18 protein-coding genes and 1 pseudogene are annotated in these 17,131 nt (G+C 67.0%); 6 read left to right on the top strand and 13 right to left on the bottom strand.

The window, feature by feature from the left end; all coding sequences use genetic code 11:
• Window positions 1-25: 25 nt before the first annotated feature.
• The 3 genes from selD to ACTWNK_RS22435 all read right to left on the bottom strand — a co-directional run bounded on the left by selD (window position 26) and on the right by ACTWNK_RS22435 (window position 2,701).
• On the bottom strand, window positions 26-1,096 hold the full coding sequence (gene selD, locus ACTWNK_RS22425) for a selenide, water dikinase SelD (protein WP_474306427.1): 1,071 nt from the start codon (window positions 1,094-1,096) through the stop codon (window positions 26-28).
• A 94-nt stretch (window positions 1,097-1,190) separates the two neighbouring features.
• Window positions 1,191-1,742 carry a carboxymuconolactone decarboxylase family protein gene (locus ACTWNK_RS22430; protein WP_474306428.1) on the bottom strand — a complete coding sequence of 184 codons (552 nt, stop codon included), beginning with the start codon at window positions 1,740-1,742 and terminating at the stop codon, window positions 1,191-1,193.
• Between the two features lie 281 nt (window positions 1,743-2,023).
• Window positions 2,024-2,701, bottom strand: a complete 678-nt coding sequence (locus ACTWNK_RS22435; RefSeq protein ID WP_474306429.1) for a winged helix-turn-helix transcriptional regulator — start codon at window positions 2,699-2,701, stop codon at window positions 2,024-2,026.
• A gap of 77 nt (window positions 2,702-2,778) precedes the next feature.
• On the opposite strand from ACTWNK_RS22435, the gene ACTWNK_RS22440 reads away from it, so the two are divergent.
• Entirely contained in the window at window positions 2,779-3,372 is a 594-nt protein-coding gene (locus tag ACTWNK_RS22440) for a carboxymuconolactone decarboxylase family protein (RefSeq protein WP_474306430.1), read from the top strand.
• Window positions 3,373-3,375: 3 nt separating this feature from the next.
• Here the strand turns inward: ACTWNK_RS22440 and ACTWNK_RS22445 are convergent, their stop codons facing one another.
• The 4 genes and pseudogenes from ACTWNK_RS22445 to ACTWNK_RS22460 form a co-directional block, all read right to left on the bottom strand.
• The gene (locus ACTWNK_RS22445) at window positions 3,376-5,628 is read right to left on the bottom strand and encodes an ATP-dependent Clp protease ATP-binding subunit (RefSeq protein ID WP_474306431.1); all 2,253 of its coding nucleotides are present in this window, start codon (window positions 5,626-5,628) and stop codon (window positions 3,376-3,378) included.
• Window positions 5,629-5,839: 211 nt separating this feature from the next.
• Window positions 5,840-6,094: pseudogene (locus ACTWNK_RS22450) on the bottom strand (ArsR/SmtB family transcription factor); the annotation flags it as partial.
• A gap of 12 nt (window positions 6,095-6,106) precedes the next feature.
• Window positions 6,107-6,457 carry a VOC family protein gene (locus tag ACTWNK_RS22455; protein WP_474306432.1) on the bottom strand — a complete coding sequence of 117 codons (351 nt, stop codon included), beginning with the start codon at window positions 6,455-6,457 and terminating at the stop codon, window positions 6,107-6,109.
• 93 nt (window positions 6,458-6,550) lie between these two features.
• Window positions 6,551-7,990, bottom strand: coding sequence for a DHA2 family efflux MFS transporter permease subunit (locus tag ACTWNK_RS22460; RefSeq protein ID WP_474306433.1), 1,440 nt, complete (start codon window positions 7,988-7,990; stop codon window positions 6,551-6,553).
• Window positions 7,991-8,242: 252 nt separating this feature from the next.
• Between ACTWNK_RS22460 and ACTWNK_RS22465 the strand changes: the two genes are divergently transcribed.
• The 5 genes from ACTWNK_RS22465 to ACTWNK_RS22485 all read left to right on the top strand — a co-directional run bounded on the left by ACTWNK_RS22465 (window position 8,243) and on the right by ACTWNK_RS22485 (window position 12,424).
• The gene (locus tag ACTWNK_RS22465) at window positions 8,243-9,667 is read left to right on the top strand and encodes an LVIVD repeat-containing protein (protein ID WP_474306434.1); all 1,425 of its coding nucleotides are present in this window, start codon (window positions 8,243-8,245) and stop codon (window positions 9,665-9,667) included.
• 300 nt (window positions 9,668-9,967) lie between these two features.
• Entirely contained in the window at window positions 9,968-10,237 is a 270-nt protein-coding gene (locus ACTWNK_RS22470; protein ID WP_474306435.1) for a hypothetical protein, read from the top strand.
• Between the two features lies 1 nt (window position 10,238).
• Window positions 10,239-10,850: a MauE/DoxX family redox-associated membrane protein gene (locus ACTWNK_RS22475; protein WP_474306436.1), complete on the top strand. Its 612-nt coding sequence runs from the start codon at window positions 10,239-10,241 to the stop codon at window positions 10,848-10,850.
• A 2-nt stretch (window positions 10,851-10,852) separates the two neighbouring features.
• A complete protein-coding gene (locus ACTWNK_RS22480) occupies window positions 10,853-11,428 on the top strand; it encodes a hypothetical protein (RefSeq protein ID WP_474306437.1) in 576 nt (191 codons plus the stop codon).
• Between the two features lie 396 nt (window positions 11,429-11,824).
• Window positions 11,825-12,424 (top strand): hypothetical protein, encoded by a 600-nt coding sequence (locus tag ACTWNK_RS22485; protein ID WP_474306438.1) that lies wholly within the window; start codon window positions 11,825-11,827, stop codon window positions 12,422-12,424.
• Here ACTWNK_RS22485 and ACTWNK_RS22490 read toward each other — a convergent pair.
• From ACTWNK_RS22490 to ACTWNK_RS22515, 6 genes are all read right to left on the bottom strand, one after another.
• Window positions 12,405-12,764, bottom strand: a complete 360-nt coding sequence (locus ACTWNK_RS22490; protein WP_474306439.1) for a S26 family signal peptidase — start codon at window positions 12,762-12,764, stop codon at window positions 12,405-12,407. The genes ACTWNK_RS22485 and ACTWNK_RS22490 overlap by 20 nt on opposite strands.
• Window positions 12,765-12,775: 11 nt before the next feature.
• Window positions 12,776-13,357 carry a hypothetical protein gene (locus tag ACTWNK_RS22495; protein ID WP_474306440.1) on the bottom strand — a complete coding sequence of 194 codons (582 nt, stop codon included), beginning with the start codon at window positions 13,355-13,357 and terminating at the stop codon, window positions 12,776-12,778.
• 106 nt (window positions 13,358-13,463) lie between these two features.
• Complete coding sequence (locus tag ACTWNK_RS22500) at window positions 13,464-14,909, bottom strand: LLM class flavin-dependent oxidoreductase (protein ID WP_474306441.1); 1,446 nt, start codon at window positions 14,907-14,909, stop codon at window positions 13,464-13,466.
• A 46-nt stretch (window positions 14,910-14,955) separates the two neighbouring features.
• Window positions 14,956-15,504 (bottom strand): hypothetical protein, encoded by a 549-nt coding sequence (locus tag ACTWNK_RS22505; protein ID WP_474306442.1) that lies wholly within the window; start codon window positions 15,502-15,504, stop codon window positions 14,956-14,958.
• Window positions 15,501-16,442 (bottom strand): hypothetical protein, encoded by a 942-nt coding sequence (locus ACTWNK_RS22510; RefSeq protein WP_474306443.1) that lies wholly within the window; start codon window positions 16,440-16,442, stop codon window positions 15,501-15,503. Before ACTWNK_RS22510 ends, ACTWNK_RS22505 begins: the two co-directional genes overlap by 4 nt.
• Complete coding sequence (locus tag ACTWNK_RS22515) at window positions 16,439-17,131, bottom strand: NADPH-dependent F420 reductase (RefSeq protein WP_474306444.1); 693 nt, start codon at window positions 17,129-17,131, stop codon at window positions 16,439-16,441. Before ACTWNK_RS22515 ends, ACTWNK_RS22510 begins: the two co-directional genes overlap by 4 nt.

Consider the following 17,131-nt stretch of genomic DNA (forward strand, 5'->3'; position numbering starts at 1 on the left):
CCGCCTCCCTCGTCCGATGGTCGGCTCACACTCCGGCTCGCACATCGATCCGGCCGGCAGGGCCGGCTACGACCTGCCCCACGGCCGCCGCCGCGACGCCGCGCTCGTGCAACCGCTCGATCACGATGCCGCTCGATGCCCCCGGCACCGCCATGAGCAGCCCGCCCGAGGTCTGCGCGTCGTGCAGCAGGATGGAGACCTCCTCGTCGACCGACACGTCGATCCTGACCCGGCCTGTGAGGAAGTCCATGTTGGCCCGCGTGCCTCCGGGGACGTGCCCCTTGGCCGCGAGTTCGCGGGCGTCGGGCAGCAGCGGTACCTTGTCCGCGTCCAGTTCGGCTGCGACGCCGCTGGCTTTGAGCATTCTGCGCAGGTGGCCGAGAAGACCGAAGCCGGTCACGTCGGTGGCCGCGCGCACTCCCGTCGCGAGCGCGACCTCGGCGGCGACATCGTTGAGCGCGACCATCGAGGCGACCGCCTCCACGACGGCGGCCTGGTCTGCCGCCCCTTGCTTCAGTGCGGTCACCACCACACCGGTCCCCAGCGGTTTGGTCAACACGAGTTCGTCGCCTACCGCGGCCCGGTCGATGGTCAGCAGGCGGGACGGATCGGCCAGGCCGAGCACGGCCATGCCGTACTTGGGCACAGGGTCGGAGATGGTGTGGCCGCCGACGATCACGCACCCACCGGACGAGGCCGTCGCTATCGCGCCCCGCATGACGGTGGCCAGCATCTCAAGCGGAAGATCGTCGCCGGGCCAGGCTGCCAGATTGACGGCGATCAAGGGGCGCCCCCCCATGGCGTAGACGTCGGACATCGCGTTGGCTGCGGCGATGCGCCCCCAGTCGTAGGGGTCGTCCACGATCGGGGTGAAGAAATCGGTGGTGAGAATCAGGGCCTGCCCGGTCTCCAAGGTGACGACCGCTGCGTCGTCGCCCTGAGCGAGACCGATGAGCAGGCCGGTTTCCTGCGCGTCAGGCGGCGAGCCGAAGTCGCTCATGAGTTGCTCAAGGGCGGCCTGCGGCAGTTTGCAGGCGCATCCGGCACCGGGCGACAGAGAGGTGAGGCGGACAGGGGGCGGGGTGGTCGCGCTCATGACGGCCCTTCCTGATGAGCGGCGAAAGGCTGGAGAAAGGAGCAGCCGCCACGGCAGCGCGAGTTCACATGCCGGGCGGCCGCCGCCTGCGGGCCTAGTGGCCGAGGGCGCACATCCGGTATCCATCGTTGATGATCATCTGTGCCATTCCGACGTACGCGGCGGGGTCGTCCGGCACAACGGCGGCGAGCCCGTCGCAGTAACGGTTGAACATGCAGAACGCCGCGGCGATGAGGACCGTGTCGTGGATCTCGGTGTCGGTCGCGCCGACCTGCCTGGCGGCCTCGACCATGGGCTCGGTCACCTCGTGGCCGCCGCGCTGAGTGGCGCCCGCAATGGTGAGAAGGGACTTGAGCTTGGGAGTGACAGGGGCGCTGTCGAGGTCGTCGATCACCTTGTCGACCAGCGTCCTGCCACCCTCGATCTGCGCGGCGCTGACCTCGGAATGAGTGGAGCTGCAGAAGGTGCAGTGGTTCAGGACGGACACGTAGGCCGCGATGAGCTCGCGGTCGCCGCGACTCAGTGAGTGTGCGTTGCGGAGCAGCACCTCGGCGAGTTCGCCCAGAGGGCGGCCGGTCTCGGGGCGATACTGGAACAGGCCGGGCGTGCCAGGTGCGAGCTCAGGGGACATGGCGATATGCGGCATGGTCTCTCCTTTGGAGCGGGCGCTGTGCACCCATGAAGCCGCCGCGGCAGGCCGTCGACTGGGCGTTCTCGTACGGCCCACGAAAGCGGGGCGAAGTACTATCAACTCCTCAAAGTAGACAACTTTAGAGATATATAGTCAAGCATTGCCTTGGCCGCTGGATGCACCTTCAATCAGAACAGAACACCCGCAGACAGAACGGATACTCCGTGTGGCCTGCCGCAACGAAGAGCCGACCTCGCAAGCGAGATCGGCTACTTAATTCACAAGTGAGACTGGCTTCAGCGGGCACCGGAGGCCGCCGGGGCGGCGGCCGGCATCAGACCGAGCAGCACGCTGGAGCGCACGACGGCGTCGGTGTCCCCGGCCAGCGACAGCCTGCCCGAGGCGAGGGCCTCGAACGGGCTGAGACGCTTGGCCCCGATCTCGACGAATGTCTTGGCGTCCGTGCGGGCGACGACGGCCGCCTCTCCGGCGTACGACCCCTCGACGGCCCGCGGGACACCGCCCTCCACCACGATGTGGAAGACGATGTCGTCGACGTGGAACTGGTAGGCCTCGTCCACCTCACCCGCGCGCGCACGGTCGATCATGGCCTGGACCGCGAGGAACCCCCAGTGCGGGCGCACCTCAAGACCTTCGTCGGGCGAGCCGAGGAAGGACATGCCCCAGCGGGCCAGCATCAGCACAGGCTCCCGCAGCTGCATTCCGAGTTCGGTGAGCTCGTAGCCGTGCTCGCGCGACTCGGGCTTGGTGACGATGCCCAGCTCGGCGAGGTTCTTCAGGCGCTCGGCCAGCAGGTTGGTGCCGATGCCCGGCAGCTCGGCCAGGAGTTCGCCGTAACGGCGCTGTCCCAGGAGCAGCTCCCTGACGATGAGAAGCGTCCAGCGCTCGCCCACGATGTCGAGGGCCGAGGCGAGGCCGCAGTACTGGCCGTAGATTCGCCGCGTATGAGCCATGGCATCCTCCCTACCGCGTGGCGTACTTTAATTATACATAGAACATTGCTAGAGCGCTCAACCTTTCGGGAGCGGAGATGACAGCGGACGGCGACGGCGTACGACTACCCGTGGTGCAGGAGAGCCAGGCCGTGGACGTCACGGCCGACATCTACCGGGAAATGCGCGACCACTTCGGACTCGGACTGGTGCCCGATGTCTTCAAGCTCGTCAGCACCAGGCCCGACTTTCTCAAGGTCTTCTGGGACGGATATCGCTCGATCTTCGACCACGGTCTGATCGAGCGCGAGACCAAGGAGTTGATCGCCGCCTATGTGGCCCGTGAGATCTCCTGCCACTACTGCGTCGACGCTCACGTGCTCTTCCTCGACCTGGTCGGCGCCGACTCCCGCCTGCGGGAGAGCCTGAGCGTCGCCGAGATCGAGGACATGGCGCTCCCCGAGACCACCCGCGCCCTGCTGCGCCTGGCCAGAGCGATCACCCACCACGCCCATCGGATCACCGACGCCGACTTCGAACAGGCGCGTGCCTGTGGCTGGAGCCGGGAGCAACTGCTGGAGGCCGTCTGGACTGCGTGTCAGTTCAACTGGGTGACCCGCATGGTCAACGCGGCGGGGCTGGCCACGCTGGGTCAGCTGGCCGAGCGCGACTCCAGCGGCAGCGCGGAGTGAACGCTAGACAATACTGAAGGCAAGCGCAGCCCCGCTCCCAGCGTCTCCCGCACGCACGACGACCCTGTGACCAGGGCCGAGCCTGCCGTTCAGCAACTCGGCCGACAGCACGTCGTCCAGCTCACGCCTGACGATCCTGCGCAGCGGGCGTGCTCCGAGTGCCGGATCGTGGCACATGCCTACCAGGACGGCTCTGGCCTCCTCCGAGACTTCCAGTTCCGCCCCGGTCCCCGCGAGCAGCCTTTGTGTCAGCTCTCCGATGAGAAGGCCGACGACGGCCGCCAGCTCGGGCCGGCCCAGCGGCGCGAACACGAGGATGTCGTCGAGGCGGTTGAGCAGCTCCGGTCTGAGGACACGCCTCAGCTCCGCCCGGACAACCTCGGTGCTCTCCCGCCTGGCGGCCTCGTGAGCGAAGCCCGCCACCATACGCATGGCCTCCTTCGTGCCGAGGTTGGTGGTCAGGATGACGACGGCATCGGTGAACCTGACCGTGCGGCCGTCGCCCGATGTGAGCCGGCCTTCGTCGAGAATCTGCAGCAAGGTGTCCAGCACGGCCGGGTGTGCCTTCTCTATCTCGTCCAGCAGCACGACGCTGTAGGGCCGCTCCCTTACCTTGCGGGTCAGTAATCCGCCGTCCTCGTATCCCGCGTACCCCGGTGGCGCTCCGAAAAGCTTGGAGACGGCGTGCTCCTCGCCGTACTCGCTCATGTCGATCTGTACCAGGGCGTCGTCGTGGCCGAACAGGAAGGCGGCCAGGGCTTTGGCCAGCTCCGTCTTTCCAACCCCGGATGGCCCGGCGAACAGCAGCGAACCGATCGGCCGGTCAGGGGCGGAGACACCCGCCCGGCCGCGGCGGACGGCGGCGCTCAGCGCCGCGATGGCATGGTCCTGTCCGACGACGCGCTTGCGAAGCTCGTCGTCGAGACCGCGCAGCCGGGCCATCTCCTTGGTGGTGAGCTGCTCAAGAGGGATACCGGTCGTGGCCGCGACCACCTCCGCGATCAGCTGCCGCGTGACGCGCACAGCACCAGGTGTGGCCATGTAGCGGATACGTGCCAGCGCTCCCGCCTCGTCGACGGCGTCAATGGCCTTGTCGGGCAAGGCTCTACCGGTCACGTGCCTGTCGGTGAGGCGGGCTGCGGCCACCAGGGCGTCATCGGTGTAGACGACGGCATGATGGGCCTCGTAGCGGCCGCGTAGTTGTTTGAGGATCCTGATCGTGCCCGCGATGTTCGGGGCCTCCACGGGCACCGGCTGAAACCTTCGCTCCAGCGTGGCATCGCGCAGGATGTGCGCGCGGTACTCCTCTGGAGTGGTGGCCGCGATCAGGCGCAGCTCGCCGCGCGCGAGCATAGGTTTGATCATGGCTGCCGCGTCCAGCCCGCCGCCGGCCCGGCCCGCGCCGACCAGCGTGTGCAGCTCGTCGATGAAGAGCAGCACTCCGCCGTCGGCACCCGCCTCCTGCAGCACGGTACGGAAGCGCTCCTCGAACGTCCCCCTGCGGCGGGTCCCGGCGATCATGGATCCGATGTCGAGGGAGTAGAGCCGGCTGTCTCGCAGGTCCTCCGGCACCTGTCCCGCGACGATACGGCACGCCAGTGCCTCCACCAGGGCGGTCTTACCCACCCCGGGCTCGCCCAGCAGGACAGGGCTGTTCTTGGTACGGCGCAGCAGGATCTGCACCATCCTGGTCAGCTCGTCGTCGCGGTCCACCACGGGGTCGAGCGCACCCGCGCGGGCCGCATCGGTCAGATTGCGGCCGTACCTGCCCAGCAGCAGGTCAGCCGAGCGCACCGGCCCCGCAACCACTCTGACCGTCTGGTCCGTCTGATCGAGCAGTTCGAGGATGCGTTCGCGTAGCCGCCCAGGGTCGGCTCCGAGGCTCTTGAGCACGAGGAGGGCGGCCCCGTCCTCGTCGGCGAGCATACCCAGCAGCAGATGCTCGGTGTCGACGTCGTCCTGTCCCAGACGCCCTGCCTCCAGCGACGAGCGTCTGAGCAACTCGACCGAGGCTTCACTGAGCGGTATCCGGCCCGCCGACGAGACCATGCCGCGCCCGACGATCTTCTCCACCTGCTGGTGCACCGCATCGAGATCGATCTCCAGGTCGGTCAGCAGAGCCCCGGCGATCCCGTCGGCTTGCACCAAGCCGAGCAGCAGATGCTCGGTGCCGATGGTGTTGTGGTTGAACATCCTGGCCTCTTCCTCCGCCAGGACGAGCACCTTTCGGGCGCGAACACCGAGCCGGTCCACCATCTGCGCTCCTTGGTCGGGCCCCGGCGAGGTGAGCGCCGGGGCCCGGACTACATGGGCCGGTGCGGTCGTCCGCCCCGCCCTCGCCCGGCGTCACGGGGACCGCGGGCGGCCTTGAGCTATTCATTTTTCGATCTTGGTCTTCCGCCACCTCCCGCGCGAGGTCGAAGCCCTCGCGCCAGATGGCCTCGACGAACTCCCTCAGCCTGGCGAGCGTCGCCGGGCTGGCCCGGTAGAGACGCCGCGTGCCCTGGCGCCGCTCGGTGATCAGGCCGGCCTGCTTGAGGACCTTCAGGTGTTGCGACACCGCCGGCCGGGTGACCGCGAAGTGCTCGGCGATCTGCCCGGCCGGTAGTTCGGTGGATGCGATGAGGTGGAGGATCGCGCGGCGAGTGGGCTCCGCGATCGCTCTCAGAACGACGTCGAGTTCGGCTGCCGTCGACTCCTCACGCATCTCACCGGGATGCATGCCGCAGGCGTCTCAGCGCTGCCACAGCCCGACCACCAGGCCGTCGGGGTCCTTGAAGGTCGCCATGCTCCCGAAGCCGGGAATCTCGTACGGCGAGCTCACTCGCTCGCCCCCCAGAGCTTCGATCTGCTTGAGCGTGGCCTCGGCGTCGGCGACGACGATGTACATGACGAGCCCGGCCTGACCGTCGTCACCGGCCTGGCCGATGCCGCCTTGGACGCCGTCGGCGGAACCGGTGTCGACCATGCCGTAGTTCATCTGCGGGTCGACGTCGATCTTCCATCCGAAGAGTTCGCTGTAGAAGCTGCGGGACTTTGGCGCGTCCTTGGAAGTGAGGTCGAACCAGGCTACGGAGCTGCCCATGATGATTCCTTTCGGTCGCGGATACGGATGTCGAACGGTTGGAGGGTTCTGTGGAGGTGCGCCGGCCTTCCCCTGCTCTGCGCACCGGGTGGTTCAGGGGGTCGTCGGTCCTGGCTGCATCTCGGGTGAGGCCATGGGCTGCTCGGCGGGGCGGCGGATGATCAGCGCGGCCAGGACACCCGCGAAGGTGACGACGCTGAGCGCGATCGTGGCGGGGGTGAATCCGGCGATGAAGCGCTCATCGGTGCCGTAGCCCCCTGTCGCCGTGAAGATCGCGGCCACGGCGGCGACACCGAACACGGCGCCCACCTGGCGGATGGTGTTGCTGACGCCTGCCGCTATACCTGTCTCCATCGGGCTGACCGAGCGCATCACAGCCGAGGCGACGGTCGGGAACGCGATGGCCACGCCGACGCCCGCCAGCAGCAGCGGGAAGATCATCGGCCCGTATCCCATGCCGGCCGAAGCCATCAAGGCGATCGCGAGGAAGCCGATTCCGTGCAGCAGCAGACCGATGATCACCAGCGGGCGCTCGCCCATGCTGTCGGCCAGTTTGCCCGCGATCGGCGAGATGAACAGGGCCAGCCCCACCCAAGGCAGCAGCCTGATCCCGACGCCGAGCGGATCGTTGCCCTCGGCGAGCTGGAGATACTGAGCGAACACGAAGCCGTTGCCGTACAGGGCAGCCGCCAGCACGAACCCGGCCAGGCAGCCGCCCGTGAAGCTGAGGTTGCGGAACATGCCGACCGGCATCATCGGGCTCTTGGCTCGTGTCTGCCACACCACGAACAGCACGAGGGCCACCAGCCCGCCGACGAGCCCGCCGAGCACCGTCGGTTCGGTCCACCCCACCTCGCCCCCGCGGATCAGCCCCTGAGCGATGCCGAAGACGCCGACCGTCGACAGGATCAGCCCGAGCAGGTCGATGCCGCGCGCCGGGCCACGCGTCTCGCCGATCTTCATCAAGCTGAAGGCGATGAGGACGACGCCCACGGGGACGTTGAGCCAGAAGATCCACTGCCAGTCGAAGCCCTGGATGATCAGACCGCCGACGAGGGGGCCCGCGGCCACGGCCACGCCGGAGATCGCGCCCCAGACACCGAAGGCCGCCCCTCGCTCCTGCGGCGGCGTGGCGTCGGTGATGACCGCGAGTGCCAGCGCGATGGCGATGCCACCGCCGATACCCTGCAGGCCGCGTGCGGCGATGAGGGTCTCGATCGACGTGCTCATGGCGCAAAGGGCCGAGCTGATCGTGAACAGCGCGATGCCCACCACGAACAGCGCGCGGCGGCCGAACCGGTCACCGAGTGCGGCTCCGGTGAGGATGAAGGCGGCGAAGCCCAGCTCGTAGGCGTTCACCGTCCATCCCAGACCTGCTACCCCGGCGCCGAGCTGCTCGTGCAGCGTGGGCAGTGCGGTGGTCACGACGAGCACATCGAGCCCGACCATGAAGGAGGCGAACGACGCGAGGACGAGGGTCCATCGCTGCCTCGCCCTTGAGAACCCTTGTGACGAACTGTCACCGACGGTCATGGCTACTCCAACCAGACAGATTGGCAGGACGGGCAGCGCCCCCGATCCGCAGACCTGGATGTCCACAGGCCGCTGCATGCTCTCAAACGTTAGTCATGGCTTCCGAAAGCGTCAACTGTCGCTTGGCATCTCTTCAGCGCCTTGCCTTGGCCGTACCAGTGAGCAGTTGACTATATGTTTATAAAGTAATCCACTGGAATGATGAATGACAGCCCCCACCGCCCCAGCCGGGGACGAATACTGCTCTCCCTGATGACGGGGCTGCTGGTGGTGATGGCCACCGGCGCGGCCGCAAACCCTGCGAACACCCCTCTGATCAGTGGCAACATGCGGCACGTGGCCAACCTGCCGAAAGCCCCACCGTTCGACGGCATGTTCACCCCCACCACCGACCTGGCCTTCTCCGGTCGCCACGCGATCGCGGGCAACTTCGCCGGCTTCACCGTCTACGACATCGCAGACCCGCGACGCCCCAGGATCGTCACCCAGGTGGCCTGCCCCGGAGCCCAGAACGACGTATCCGTTGCCGGGGACCTGCTGTTCCTGTCCACTGACGAACCACGTAGTGACGACTCCTGCCAGAGCAGCTCCGCAGCCCCCGCCGATCCGGTGGCTTGGGAGGGCATAAAGATCTTCGACATCCGTGATGTGGCCCGTCCCCGCTATGTCCGCTCGGTCAGGACGGCCTGCGGGTCGCACACCCATACGCTCGTGCCAGGCAAAGGCGCCAACCGTGATGTCGTGTACGTCTATGTGTCGTCCTACCTCGCGGGCCCCGACACCGCCACCTGCCGGGCGCCGCACGACAAGATCTCCATCGTCCGGGTTCCGCTGCGTCGGCCGCAGCAGGCGGCGGTGGTCACGACACCGGTGCTCTTTCCCGACGGCGGCAACCCGGGTGGCACTGGAAATACCTGGTACCCCACCTCGGGCTGCCACGACCTCACCGCCTATCCTGCCCGCGATCTCATGGCTGGAGCGTGCATGGGCGATGGCATTCTCATGAGCGTCGCCGACCCCGAACGCCCACGGGTCCTCAGCGTCGTCCGCGACACCGACAACTTCGCCTTCTGGCACTCGGCCGTGTTCAGCAACGACGGCCGCAAGGTCGTGTTCAGCGACGAACTGGGCGGAGGCTTCGCTCCCACCTGCACCGAAGGCTCCAACCCCGCCAGGGGGGCCAATGCGATCTACACGATCCGAGGTCGGAGCATGGTCAGGCAGAGCTACTACAAGATCCCCCGGCCTCAGTCGGCGACCGAGAACTGCGTGGCGCACTACGGGGCGGTGCTGCCCGTGCTCGGGCGCGACATCATGGTTCAGGCGTGGTACCAGGGCGGCGTATCGGTGTGGGACTTCACCGATGCCCGCCGCCCCCACGAGATCGCCTACTTCGACCGTGGGCCGCTCTCGCCCACACAGCTCCTTCTCGGCGGCGCCTGGTCGGCCTACTACTACAACGGGTACATCTACGTCACAGATACCCAGAAGGGACTCGATGTCCTGGACATCCGCGATCCGCGCACGCTGAGCGCGAGCCTGACGTACTACCAAGAGCTCAACCAGCAGACCCAGCCCCGCTTCCCGGGAAGGCGGTGCGCGTCGGCGGATCGAAATCTCAACGGAACCCGACGCGTCACGGAGCCCACGAGCACCACATGTTCACCGTTCACATGACGTGAGAGTGGTCAGGCGAAAACTCTCCGCTAAAACTACCCTCAGTAAGGAATGACGGCTGCGCAATCTCATCTACGCCCCATTCTCATTGATCCTGGATCACACCTTGCCCGGATCCTCCGGGCAAGTTACCTTCGAAAGGAAGATCTTCAACTGCAGAGAGGTGAGGGCATGCCGGAACCAACGAAACGTCACCTAGGTCGCAGAGGCCTGATTCTGGGCGGCACAATAGGGGTTGCTGTAGCCGCCCTTTCCAAGGTCGCAGACGCTAGCACGTTCGCGTCAGAACCTCGGGGCGGCATGGGCGACGTCATTGAGGGATCGGTCAAGAGTCTCACAGTAAAGCTGCGTCACAGCGACCGACAGCTGACCATTCCCGCTCAAGACTTTCCGCATGACTGGGCTTTTCAATCGGGCGACGCCGTATTGGTCGCCCCGAACGACGGGGCAACAGGTCCGCTCGTTGCAAAACCATTCATCGTGGTCAATCAGGAGCCCGGCCGTAGCGAAGTCTTCGTTTTCAATAATAGAACGGGAACACGGCGCGCCGCCGTGGTGACCCGGCCCTGAGATGACCCTGCAGTCGGTGGTCGCGGCTGGTCTGGCAGGTGGCCTCCGTGTGACGGTCGCCGTTGTCCTGGCCGTCGGCGCACTGGAGAAGCTACGAGCGGCAGAACCGTTCCTTGAGGTTCTGCGCCATCTCCGACTGGCACGAACACGCTGGACGTCCCGTCTGGGTTGGGCCGCGGTATGCGCCCTAGAGCTCGGAACGGCAGCGGTAGTGATCGCCGGGCCGCCGTCACTCGGCGCCGTAATGGTACTGCTGCTCGCCCTGGCTTTCGGATGGGCCGGTTGGATGGCCATTCGATCGAGCAGCGTCATCCAATGCGCGTGCTTCGGAACCACAAGAAATCGTCCTCTCGGCCGGTCGCAGTTGATCACACTGCCGATATGGGTTGTGGCTGCCGCTGGAATCGCTACGTGGCCGCTCCGCAATTCTCAACAGGTTTCCGTCGCTGTAGCCGCAGCCGTTCTCCTCCTGCTTGCCGTTCCCGGGTGGTCGTTGCTTCGAATCATGTTTCATTCACGAACAGATCGCCTGGCAACGGGCGGTGGAGCCACAATGGCGCGAGTCTTGCGCCTGAATGAGCCTGTGCAGCCGATCGTGTCGGAAGGGATTTGACGGTGCTGGCCGTCTGGATCGTTGTCATCGCGCTCGTCATCGTCGTTTTTCTCCTCCTCAGTGCGCTGGTCGAGATGTATCGCGCGATCGAACAATTGAGGATCGAGACCGGAGTCATGGACCTGCTGACACCGATCGACATTTCTCTGGACGATGAACTCTCCCTGCGGTCCGGATTACCGGAGGAGATACACCGTCTCGACCAATCAATCGTCTTGGTGTTGTCCGAGATGTGCTCCACCTGCCGACAGATCGCCGAGAGACTCGCAGGCGGTCTACCTCCCGGGGTGTGGATGATCTTCGAGCAACGTGACTCGGAATCCGGCGAGCAGTGGTTGTCTCTTTACGGCCTCCAAAACGATCAACGTGTGATTCGTGACGTCGACGGTGGCATTGCCGAACGTCTGGAAGTCGCGATCAGCCCGGCTGTCATCCGGTTTCGCGGCCGGACGCCGGTCGCGGCGCACACCGTCCCCTCGGTACGCCGTCTCGAAGAAGAGCTTCGCTGGTTGAGGGGCGATGGACCTGACCAGCCCGTGTATGGCAGACCGACCTCCGAGCTACGCACGATCACGTAACCTCCCCTGCTCAACATGAGGAGTTCCCATGCGCGTCCTTGACGCAACGCACAAATGGACCCAGGCGGGAGTCTGGGCGGTCGAGAAAGTCGCGCAGGCCACCGGGCGGCGGTACACCGCGGAAGCAGCCCCCGTTTGCTGTGATCTCGTCTATCCCAGTGGCCCCTTCTGCGGCTCCACCTGCCCATCCGGCTACAGGCGTAGGGAGTGGACCTGCTGCTACAACGGCAAGATCTGGGGCTGCGTGGAGTGCACCTCGGGAGCCACCTGTTGGGAGGGCAACTTCGCCTGCTCCGCCTACTATCCCACGCAGTACACATGCTGACATCGATCATGCTCGGCCTTGCGCTCGCGCTCGGTGGTGCGGCTCAGTTCGGCAGTCCTTGAGGACTGTCCATGCTGGGCCAAGCCCAGTCGCCGCTGGTCAGCGGCGATCGAGACGAGCGCAGGGACGCGTGGTCTTGGCTCGTCGGACTCGCATCAGGCTTCCTGGCGGGCTCAGCCGTCGTCGTCGTCGGCATCGGCGTCGCAGGACGACTGACCGGCGGGCAAGAGCTTCCCGAGGCGACGAAGATATGGCTTTTCCTCACTGCGCTTCTCATGCTCCTGGTTTTCGACGTGACCGCGTTGCGAGCGGGAACAGCGCTACGTCTGGGGCTGTCACGGCAGACTCCGCAGCGCTGGGGCAGAAACATGCGGCGTCCAGCAGTCACCGCGTTCTTCTGGGGATTCGACATCGGCACAGGCATCACGACGTTCCGGATGACATCGGCGATCTGGCTGTGCCTGGTGGCGGTCTATCTGGGGCTCATTCCCTTCCACATTGGATGGTTGTATGGCCTGGGCTTCAGCGCAACGGTAATCGGATCCCTGCTTTGGCTGGGCGAACGCCCGGTTTCGTCGTCGTTGCCGGTGCTGATGCCTCTGGCGAGGCGGCTGCGCGAAGGCTACGCCTTGGCCGCTCTGCTGGCCGGGATCAGCCTTCTGAGCGGCTGATCGCGACCACACGAGCGATTACCTCACTGCGGTGGATCCACCCCCAGGCGCGGCTGTCGGCGCTTCTCCGCGCGTTGTCCCCGAGGAGCCACAGTTCATCACCGTCACGGATGGCGTCTACACGTTTGATGGCAAGCCGTGAATAGACCGGGTCGAGGATGACCACGATATCCCCGCGGCGTACGACAGTGGTGCGGACGCCCAGAGCCAACGACCCCGAAGGCAGGGCGGGAGACATGGAGGGGCCCTCCACCCGATATACGGCCGGCCGGTATCGCCAGACGGCCGCGGCGAGCACAAGAGATAGACCTGCGGCGCCCGCAACCTGCCACCTCATCATGCGCTCTTCCGTCAGAGCCGTGGGGCGGGCAGCTGCCCAGGACACGGGGCCCCGATACCGATGCGCACTTGCCGTGTGGGGCCATTCCCGACGCGAACCTCCACTGGAAGGCAGGCGGCGCGCCGGACGGTGTAGCCGCCTGTGAACGCCAGCCATTCGTCGTCGCCGCTGCAGTGGTCCACCACCACATGTTCGCTCGGCGGCTCGGGGCTGCCCCACTCCATCCACAACTCATCCCGGAGATCTTCCGGCACTATCACCTCGACCAGCCGATCTCGCCGCACGAGCAGCCCTTGCTTGGCGAACAAGCCCGCTTTCCCATCGCGCAGCTCTGCCTTCCCGACCTGCAGTGCCCGCGGCCTAGCCTGGCTCGTCGGCAGTGCCACCGCGTCGTCGACGACCTCGAACCCCGCTGGAGGAGCCGACTCGCCACCGACCGACGCATCACACCGGACGGTTGCCGCGACCGTGGCCACAGGGGAGGCTGAGACGACGGCAGCAGGGCTGCTCGGCGACGCGCCAGGAGCGCAGGCGACCACGGCGAACAGGAGAACAACGAGCATTCTTCGGGCGAGCATCTCGATGGTTCCCATCCGATTGTCGTGGGTTGAACAGGATTCGCCGTGCCCTGACAAGTACGCCGCCCGGTATCTTAACGATCATCGATGTCATATGTAGCCGCATGGCCATACGCCCTCGTCAGTGGAAGGCGGCGATCACCTCACCCCAGGTGCGCAGCGCTCCCAGATCTCGCAGGTCGGCTGGGCGGATCATCATCTCGCTCACTCCGGCATCCGCCAGTTCCCTGCATCTTCCGATGTGGTCGGCCACGGTTCCCGCGTTCACCGACGCCGCGAACCGGGCCGCGCCCATCCCCCGAGGTCTCAGCCCCTCGACCAGCTCGGCCACGTGCCGATCATCGGTGCCGGCCAGCACGGTCGACAAATGGGTGAGCTCGACCGTGCGACCCGCCTCTGCGCAGTGCTCTGCCAGGACGGCGGCTTTGCGGCGGACGGTGGCCAGGTCGCCCATGACATTGGCCGCCGTGCCGTACCTGGCCGCCAGTCGCAGGGTACGGCGCTCGCCTCCCCCTCCGACGAGGATCGGCACAGCCTCCTGCAGCGGGCGGGGATAGCAGAGGGTCTCAGGGACGTCGAGCACCTCCCCCTTGAACGGCTTGGCTCCGGGCCCCCACAGCACGGGCAGCAGGCGCAGGGCGTCCTCCAGCAGGGCGTAGCGCCGCGAGACGGAGGGAAACTCCCAGCCGTAGGCGAGATGTTCCTCACGGTGCCAGGCCAGGCCGAGCCCGCACACCGCCCTGCCCTGGCTGAGCACGTCGAGGGTGGCGATCATCTTGCCGAGGTGGGCGACGTTGCGGTAGGTGATGCCGGTGACGAGGGCGCCGAGCTTCACCCGCTCGGTGCAGGCTGCCAGGAAGGCGAGCGTGGTGTAGCTCTCGGGAAAGTCCTCCCAGGGGCGGCCCAGCTGCGGAATCTGCCGGAAGTGATCCATGGTGTAGATGGCGTCGAATCCGGTGTCCTCCGCGGCTGCGGCGATCTGCCGAAGATCCGCGCCCAGGGCGGCCGTTCCACCGGCGAAGGCGAATCGCCCCAGGTGCAGCCCGAAGCGCAAGGAGGCAGGGCGGTCGCTCTGACGTCGGGATGCGGCCTGGGCTCCGGCGAAGGACGGGGCCACCACCCTGACCGGCTCTGGGGTGAGGACCTGCTCGAAGCCCTCTTCGGCCAAGCCGTCGCGCGCCTGTGCCCAGGCGCGCAGCTGCGCGGTCAAGGCGGCGGCGGGGATGGGTTTGCCACGGGCGCGGTTGCGGGCACGGCATTCGGCGGCGGGAGTGTCGAACGCCACCGCCACACACGGCAGGTTGTGCCGCCCCGCCAGCTCGCGCCATCGGCTACGGCGCCCCGCGTCCAGGCCGAGTGTGTCGATCACCGTGGTGAGCCGCCTGGCCATACGGCGGCTCACCACCTCCTCCAGCAGGGCGAACGCGTCGGCGCTCGCACCGAGGTCGTCCTCGCCTTCGCCGACCACGGCGCGCAGCCGGTCGCTGGAGACGATCTGGCCGGGCTGGAAATGCGTGGCCGCCCACGTGGACTTCCCGGCTGCGCCGGGGCCCACGAGGACGATCACGCACGGTGCTGGCAGATGGATGGGCACGTGAAGGTGTGTACCCCGATCAGCGGGCCCGCGTCAGCGCTCCGGCGCAGGTGCACGACATCAGGGCGCGTTCGGCGGCGTTGGGTCGCTGGTGCAGGATGATGGCCACGACCATGGGGATGAAGACCAGGCCGTTGTAGAACAGGTGGAGCTCCACCCTGGGGATCAGGAGCTGGATAAGGCTGGTCGGCACGGGTTTGCCTACCAGGTTGTTGCCCGTCAGCGCCTGCAGGAGCAGCAGAAGATGCTCCATGTGGTGCCAGACCTGGATCCAGAGCGAGATGCTCCACCACGTCCTGGCCCGCCCCACGAACGCGGGCCTGAGCAGGATGAGCCCGATGAGCATGAGCAGGGCGTAGCCGTAGTGCATCCACTCCGACGACACCAGCCAGGGGAAGGGCAGGCCGAGGACCCCTCTTGCCTCGGGGATCGGCCAGTTGAAGACGTAGATCTGGACGGCCTGGGCGATGTGCTCGGCCCAATGCGCCACGACGATCACGAAGTAGGCGCCGAGGGCGAGCCGGTGGTAGCGGTGGTTGAGTGCGGTCGACTGCAGGCTCATGGTCATGGCGAGTACCAACTGACGATCGGGTACCAGATGACGCCGGTCCTGGCGAGGAGCCGGACGTCCCAGTACAGGAAGGTGAAGACGCCCGCGACGAGGAGCGCCGAGGCGGTGACGGCGGCTGCCCGGCCTGGCCTGGCCGTCAACCAGCGCTGGATCCTGCCGCCGACCACGACCGCGAGCAGGATGAAGAGGATCGACAGCACGACGATGTTGCCGAGCGACTGCAGGACGAAGGACGCGGCGCCGTACCACGGGTTGCGGCTGTCGGCGACGTCGCGGAACAGCTGCCGGTACAGCCCGAACGGCCTGCCGATGAGGAATGCGCCGATGAGGACACCCATGAGGACCGATCGGGCGTTCGGACGGCGCTGCGACAGTCTGGCCAGTGGGTCCTTCACCACGCCGAGGGCTGCCAGCCCCAGATAGCACGGCACCAGGCCGATCACCCCGAAAACGACCATGGACTGGACGAGCCTGGGAGAGAGCGCACCGGCGGCAGCCGCGGCGGTGGAGTACTGCGGCATCCGGGTCCCGAACTGGGCTGCGACGACGCCGTACAGGGCGGAGACCGCGGCCATTCCGGCCACCAGCCAGCCCAGGGGCGGCAGGGCCTGTGCGATCCGTCCTCTGATCGACTGTCTGTGGCCCAGGAGTGGGGCCACGGCGCCGAGCGCGGCGATGTTGCAGGCGGTGAACGTGCCGCCGAGCCCGCTGGCGAAGGCGAAGACGGCACCTGAGACGATCCCCGCGATGGGGGCGCCGGTTGCCTCGTGACCGATGATGGCGCTGGTGACGCCGTCGCCGATCACCCGGTCGACGAAGGGGGCCGACCACAGAACGGTCAGGACGAATCCGGCCAGGACACTCAGCCCGATCACCAGCCCGCGCCGTGCCGGCACCGCGGGTAAGGCGGTGCTCTGTGCCTGTGTACTCGTCACGTGCACTGCTCCTTTCTCCACTCATGGGCGTCGATGTGTTCAAGGCGCAGCAGGCGGAAGCCGACCGCGTCCCCCAGGCCTTCCTCGCTGCCCACCCTGCGCAGCAGTTCGGCCAGGCCTTCGATCCACCGGCTGTGACTCAGCGGCCCGGCGTCGGCGACGTCGAGCCCGAGCCGATGCAGCACGGCCGTCACGTACTGCTTGGACTCAAGGTCGTCCCCGGCGATGGGGATCGTCGGTGAGAGGTCCCCGCGGCGCAACAGCCGCAGCCGTCTGGCCGAGACACAATTGAGCGCCTTGACGACCGTGCTCTTGGGGAACGCCTCGGCCAGCGCCTCGGCGGCCGAGGCATGACCGGACGCCGACAGGTCGCCGGGCACCGGGTTGGAGACGTCGAGCAACACCTTGCCTGCGAGGCTGTGCTGAACGCGGGGTGCGATCTCGGTGCGGCTCACCGTGAGACCCGTGGCCAGGACCACAATGTCGGAGTGCCGTGCAAGCGTCTCCAGCGGAGCTGCGACCGTGTGCGGGAGGAGCTCGGCAAGGCGGCCCGCCGTTCTGCGCCTGCCGCCCGCCAGGTACACGGGGAAGCCGCCGCCGCTCAGAAGTTCGGCGATCGCCGCCCCCATGGGACCGCAGCCCACCACGCCGAACGTGGGCGGATCCGGCTGCCGGGACTCTTCTGCCAT

It is taken from the genome of Nonomuraea sp. IBHARD001, assembly GCF_056106265.1.

Bases quoted from the DNA above. Each gene is read 5' to 3' on its own strand.
- selD (WP_474306427.1), bottom strand. From the start codon at position 1,096: ATGAGCGCGACCACCCCGCCCCCTGTCCGCCTCACCTCTCTGTCGCCC.
- ACTWNK_RS22495 (WP_474306440.1), bottom strand. From the start codon at position 13,357: ATGGGAACCATCGAGATGCTCGCCCGAAGAATGCTCGTTGTTCTCCTG.
- ACTWNK_RS22455 (WP_474306432.1), bottom strand. From the start codon at position 6,457: ATGGGCAGCTCCGTAGCCTGGTTCGACCTCACTTCCAAGGACGCGCCA.
- ACTWNK_RS22485 (WP_474306438.1), top strand. From the start codon at position 11,825: ATGCTGGGCCAAGCCCAGTCGCCGCTGGTCAGCGGCGATCGAGACGAG.
- ACTWNK_RS22490 (WP_474306439.1), bottom strand. From the start codon at position 12,764: ATGATGAGGTGGCAGGTTGCGGGCGCCGCAGGTCTATCTCTTGTGCTC.
- ACTWNK_RS22515 (WP_474306444.1), bottom strand. From the start codon at position 17,131: ATGGCAGAAGAGTCCCGGCAGCCGGATCCGCCCACGTTCGGCGTGGTG.
- ACTWNK_RS22475 (WP_474306436.1), top strand. From the start codon at position 10,239: ATGACCCTGCAGTCGGTGGTCGCGGCTGGTCTGGCAGGTGGCCTCCGT.
- ACTWNK_RS22445 (WP_474306431.1), bottom strand. From the start codon at position 5,628: ATGGTGGACCGGCTCGGTGTTCGCGCCCGAAAGGTGCTCGTCCTGGCG.
- ACTWNK_RS22505 (WP_474306442.1), bottom strand. From the start codon at position 15,504: ATGACCATGAGCCTGCAGTCGACCGCACTCAACCACCGCTACCACCGG.
- ACTWNK_RS22435 (WP_474306429.1), bottom strand. From the start codon at position 2,701: ATGGCTCATACGCGGCGAATCTACGGCCAGTACTGCGGCCTCGCCTCG.
- ACTWNK_RS22470 (WP_474306435.1), top strand. From the start codon at position 9,968: ATGGGCGACGTCATTGAGGGATCGGTCAAGAGTCTCACAGTAAAGCTG.
- ACTWNK_RS22440 (WP_474306430.1), top strand. From the start codon at position 2,779: ATGACAGCGGACGGCGACGGCGTACGACTACCCGTGGTGCAGGAGAGC.
- ACTWNK_RS22465 (WP_474306434.1), top strand. From the start codon at position 8,243: ATGACGGGGCTGCTGGTGGTGATGGCCACCGGCGCGGCCGCAAACCCT.
- ACTWNK_RS22460 (WP_474306433.1), bottom strand. From the start codon at position 7,990: ATGACCGTCGGTGACAGTTCGTCACAAGGGTTCTCAAGGGCGAGGCAG.
- ACTWNK_RS22430 (WP_474306428.1), bottom strand. From the start codon at position 1,742: ATGCCGCATATCGCCATGTCCCCTGAGCTCGCACCTGGCACGCCCGGC.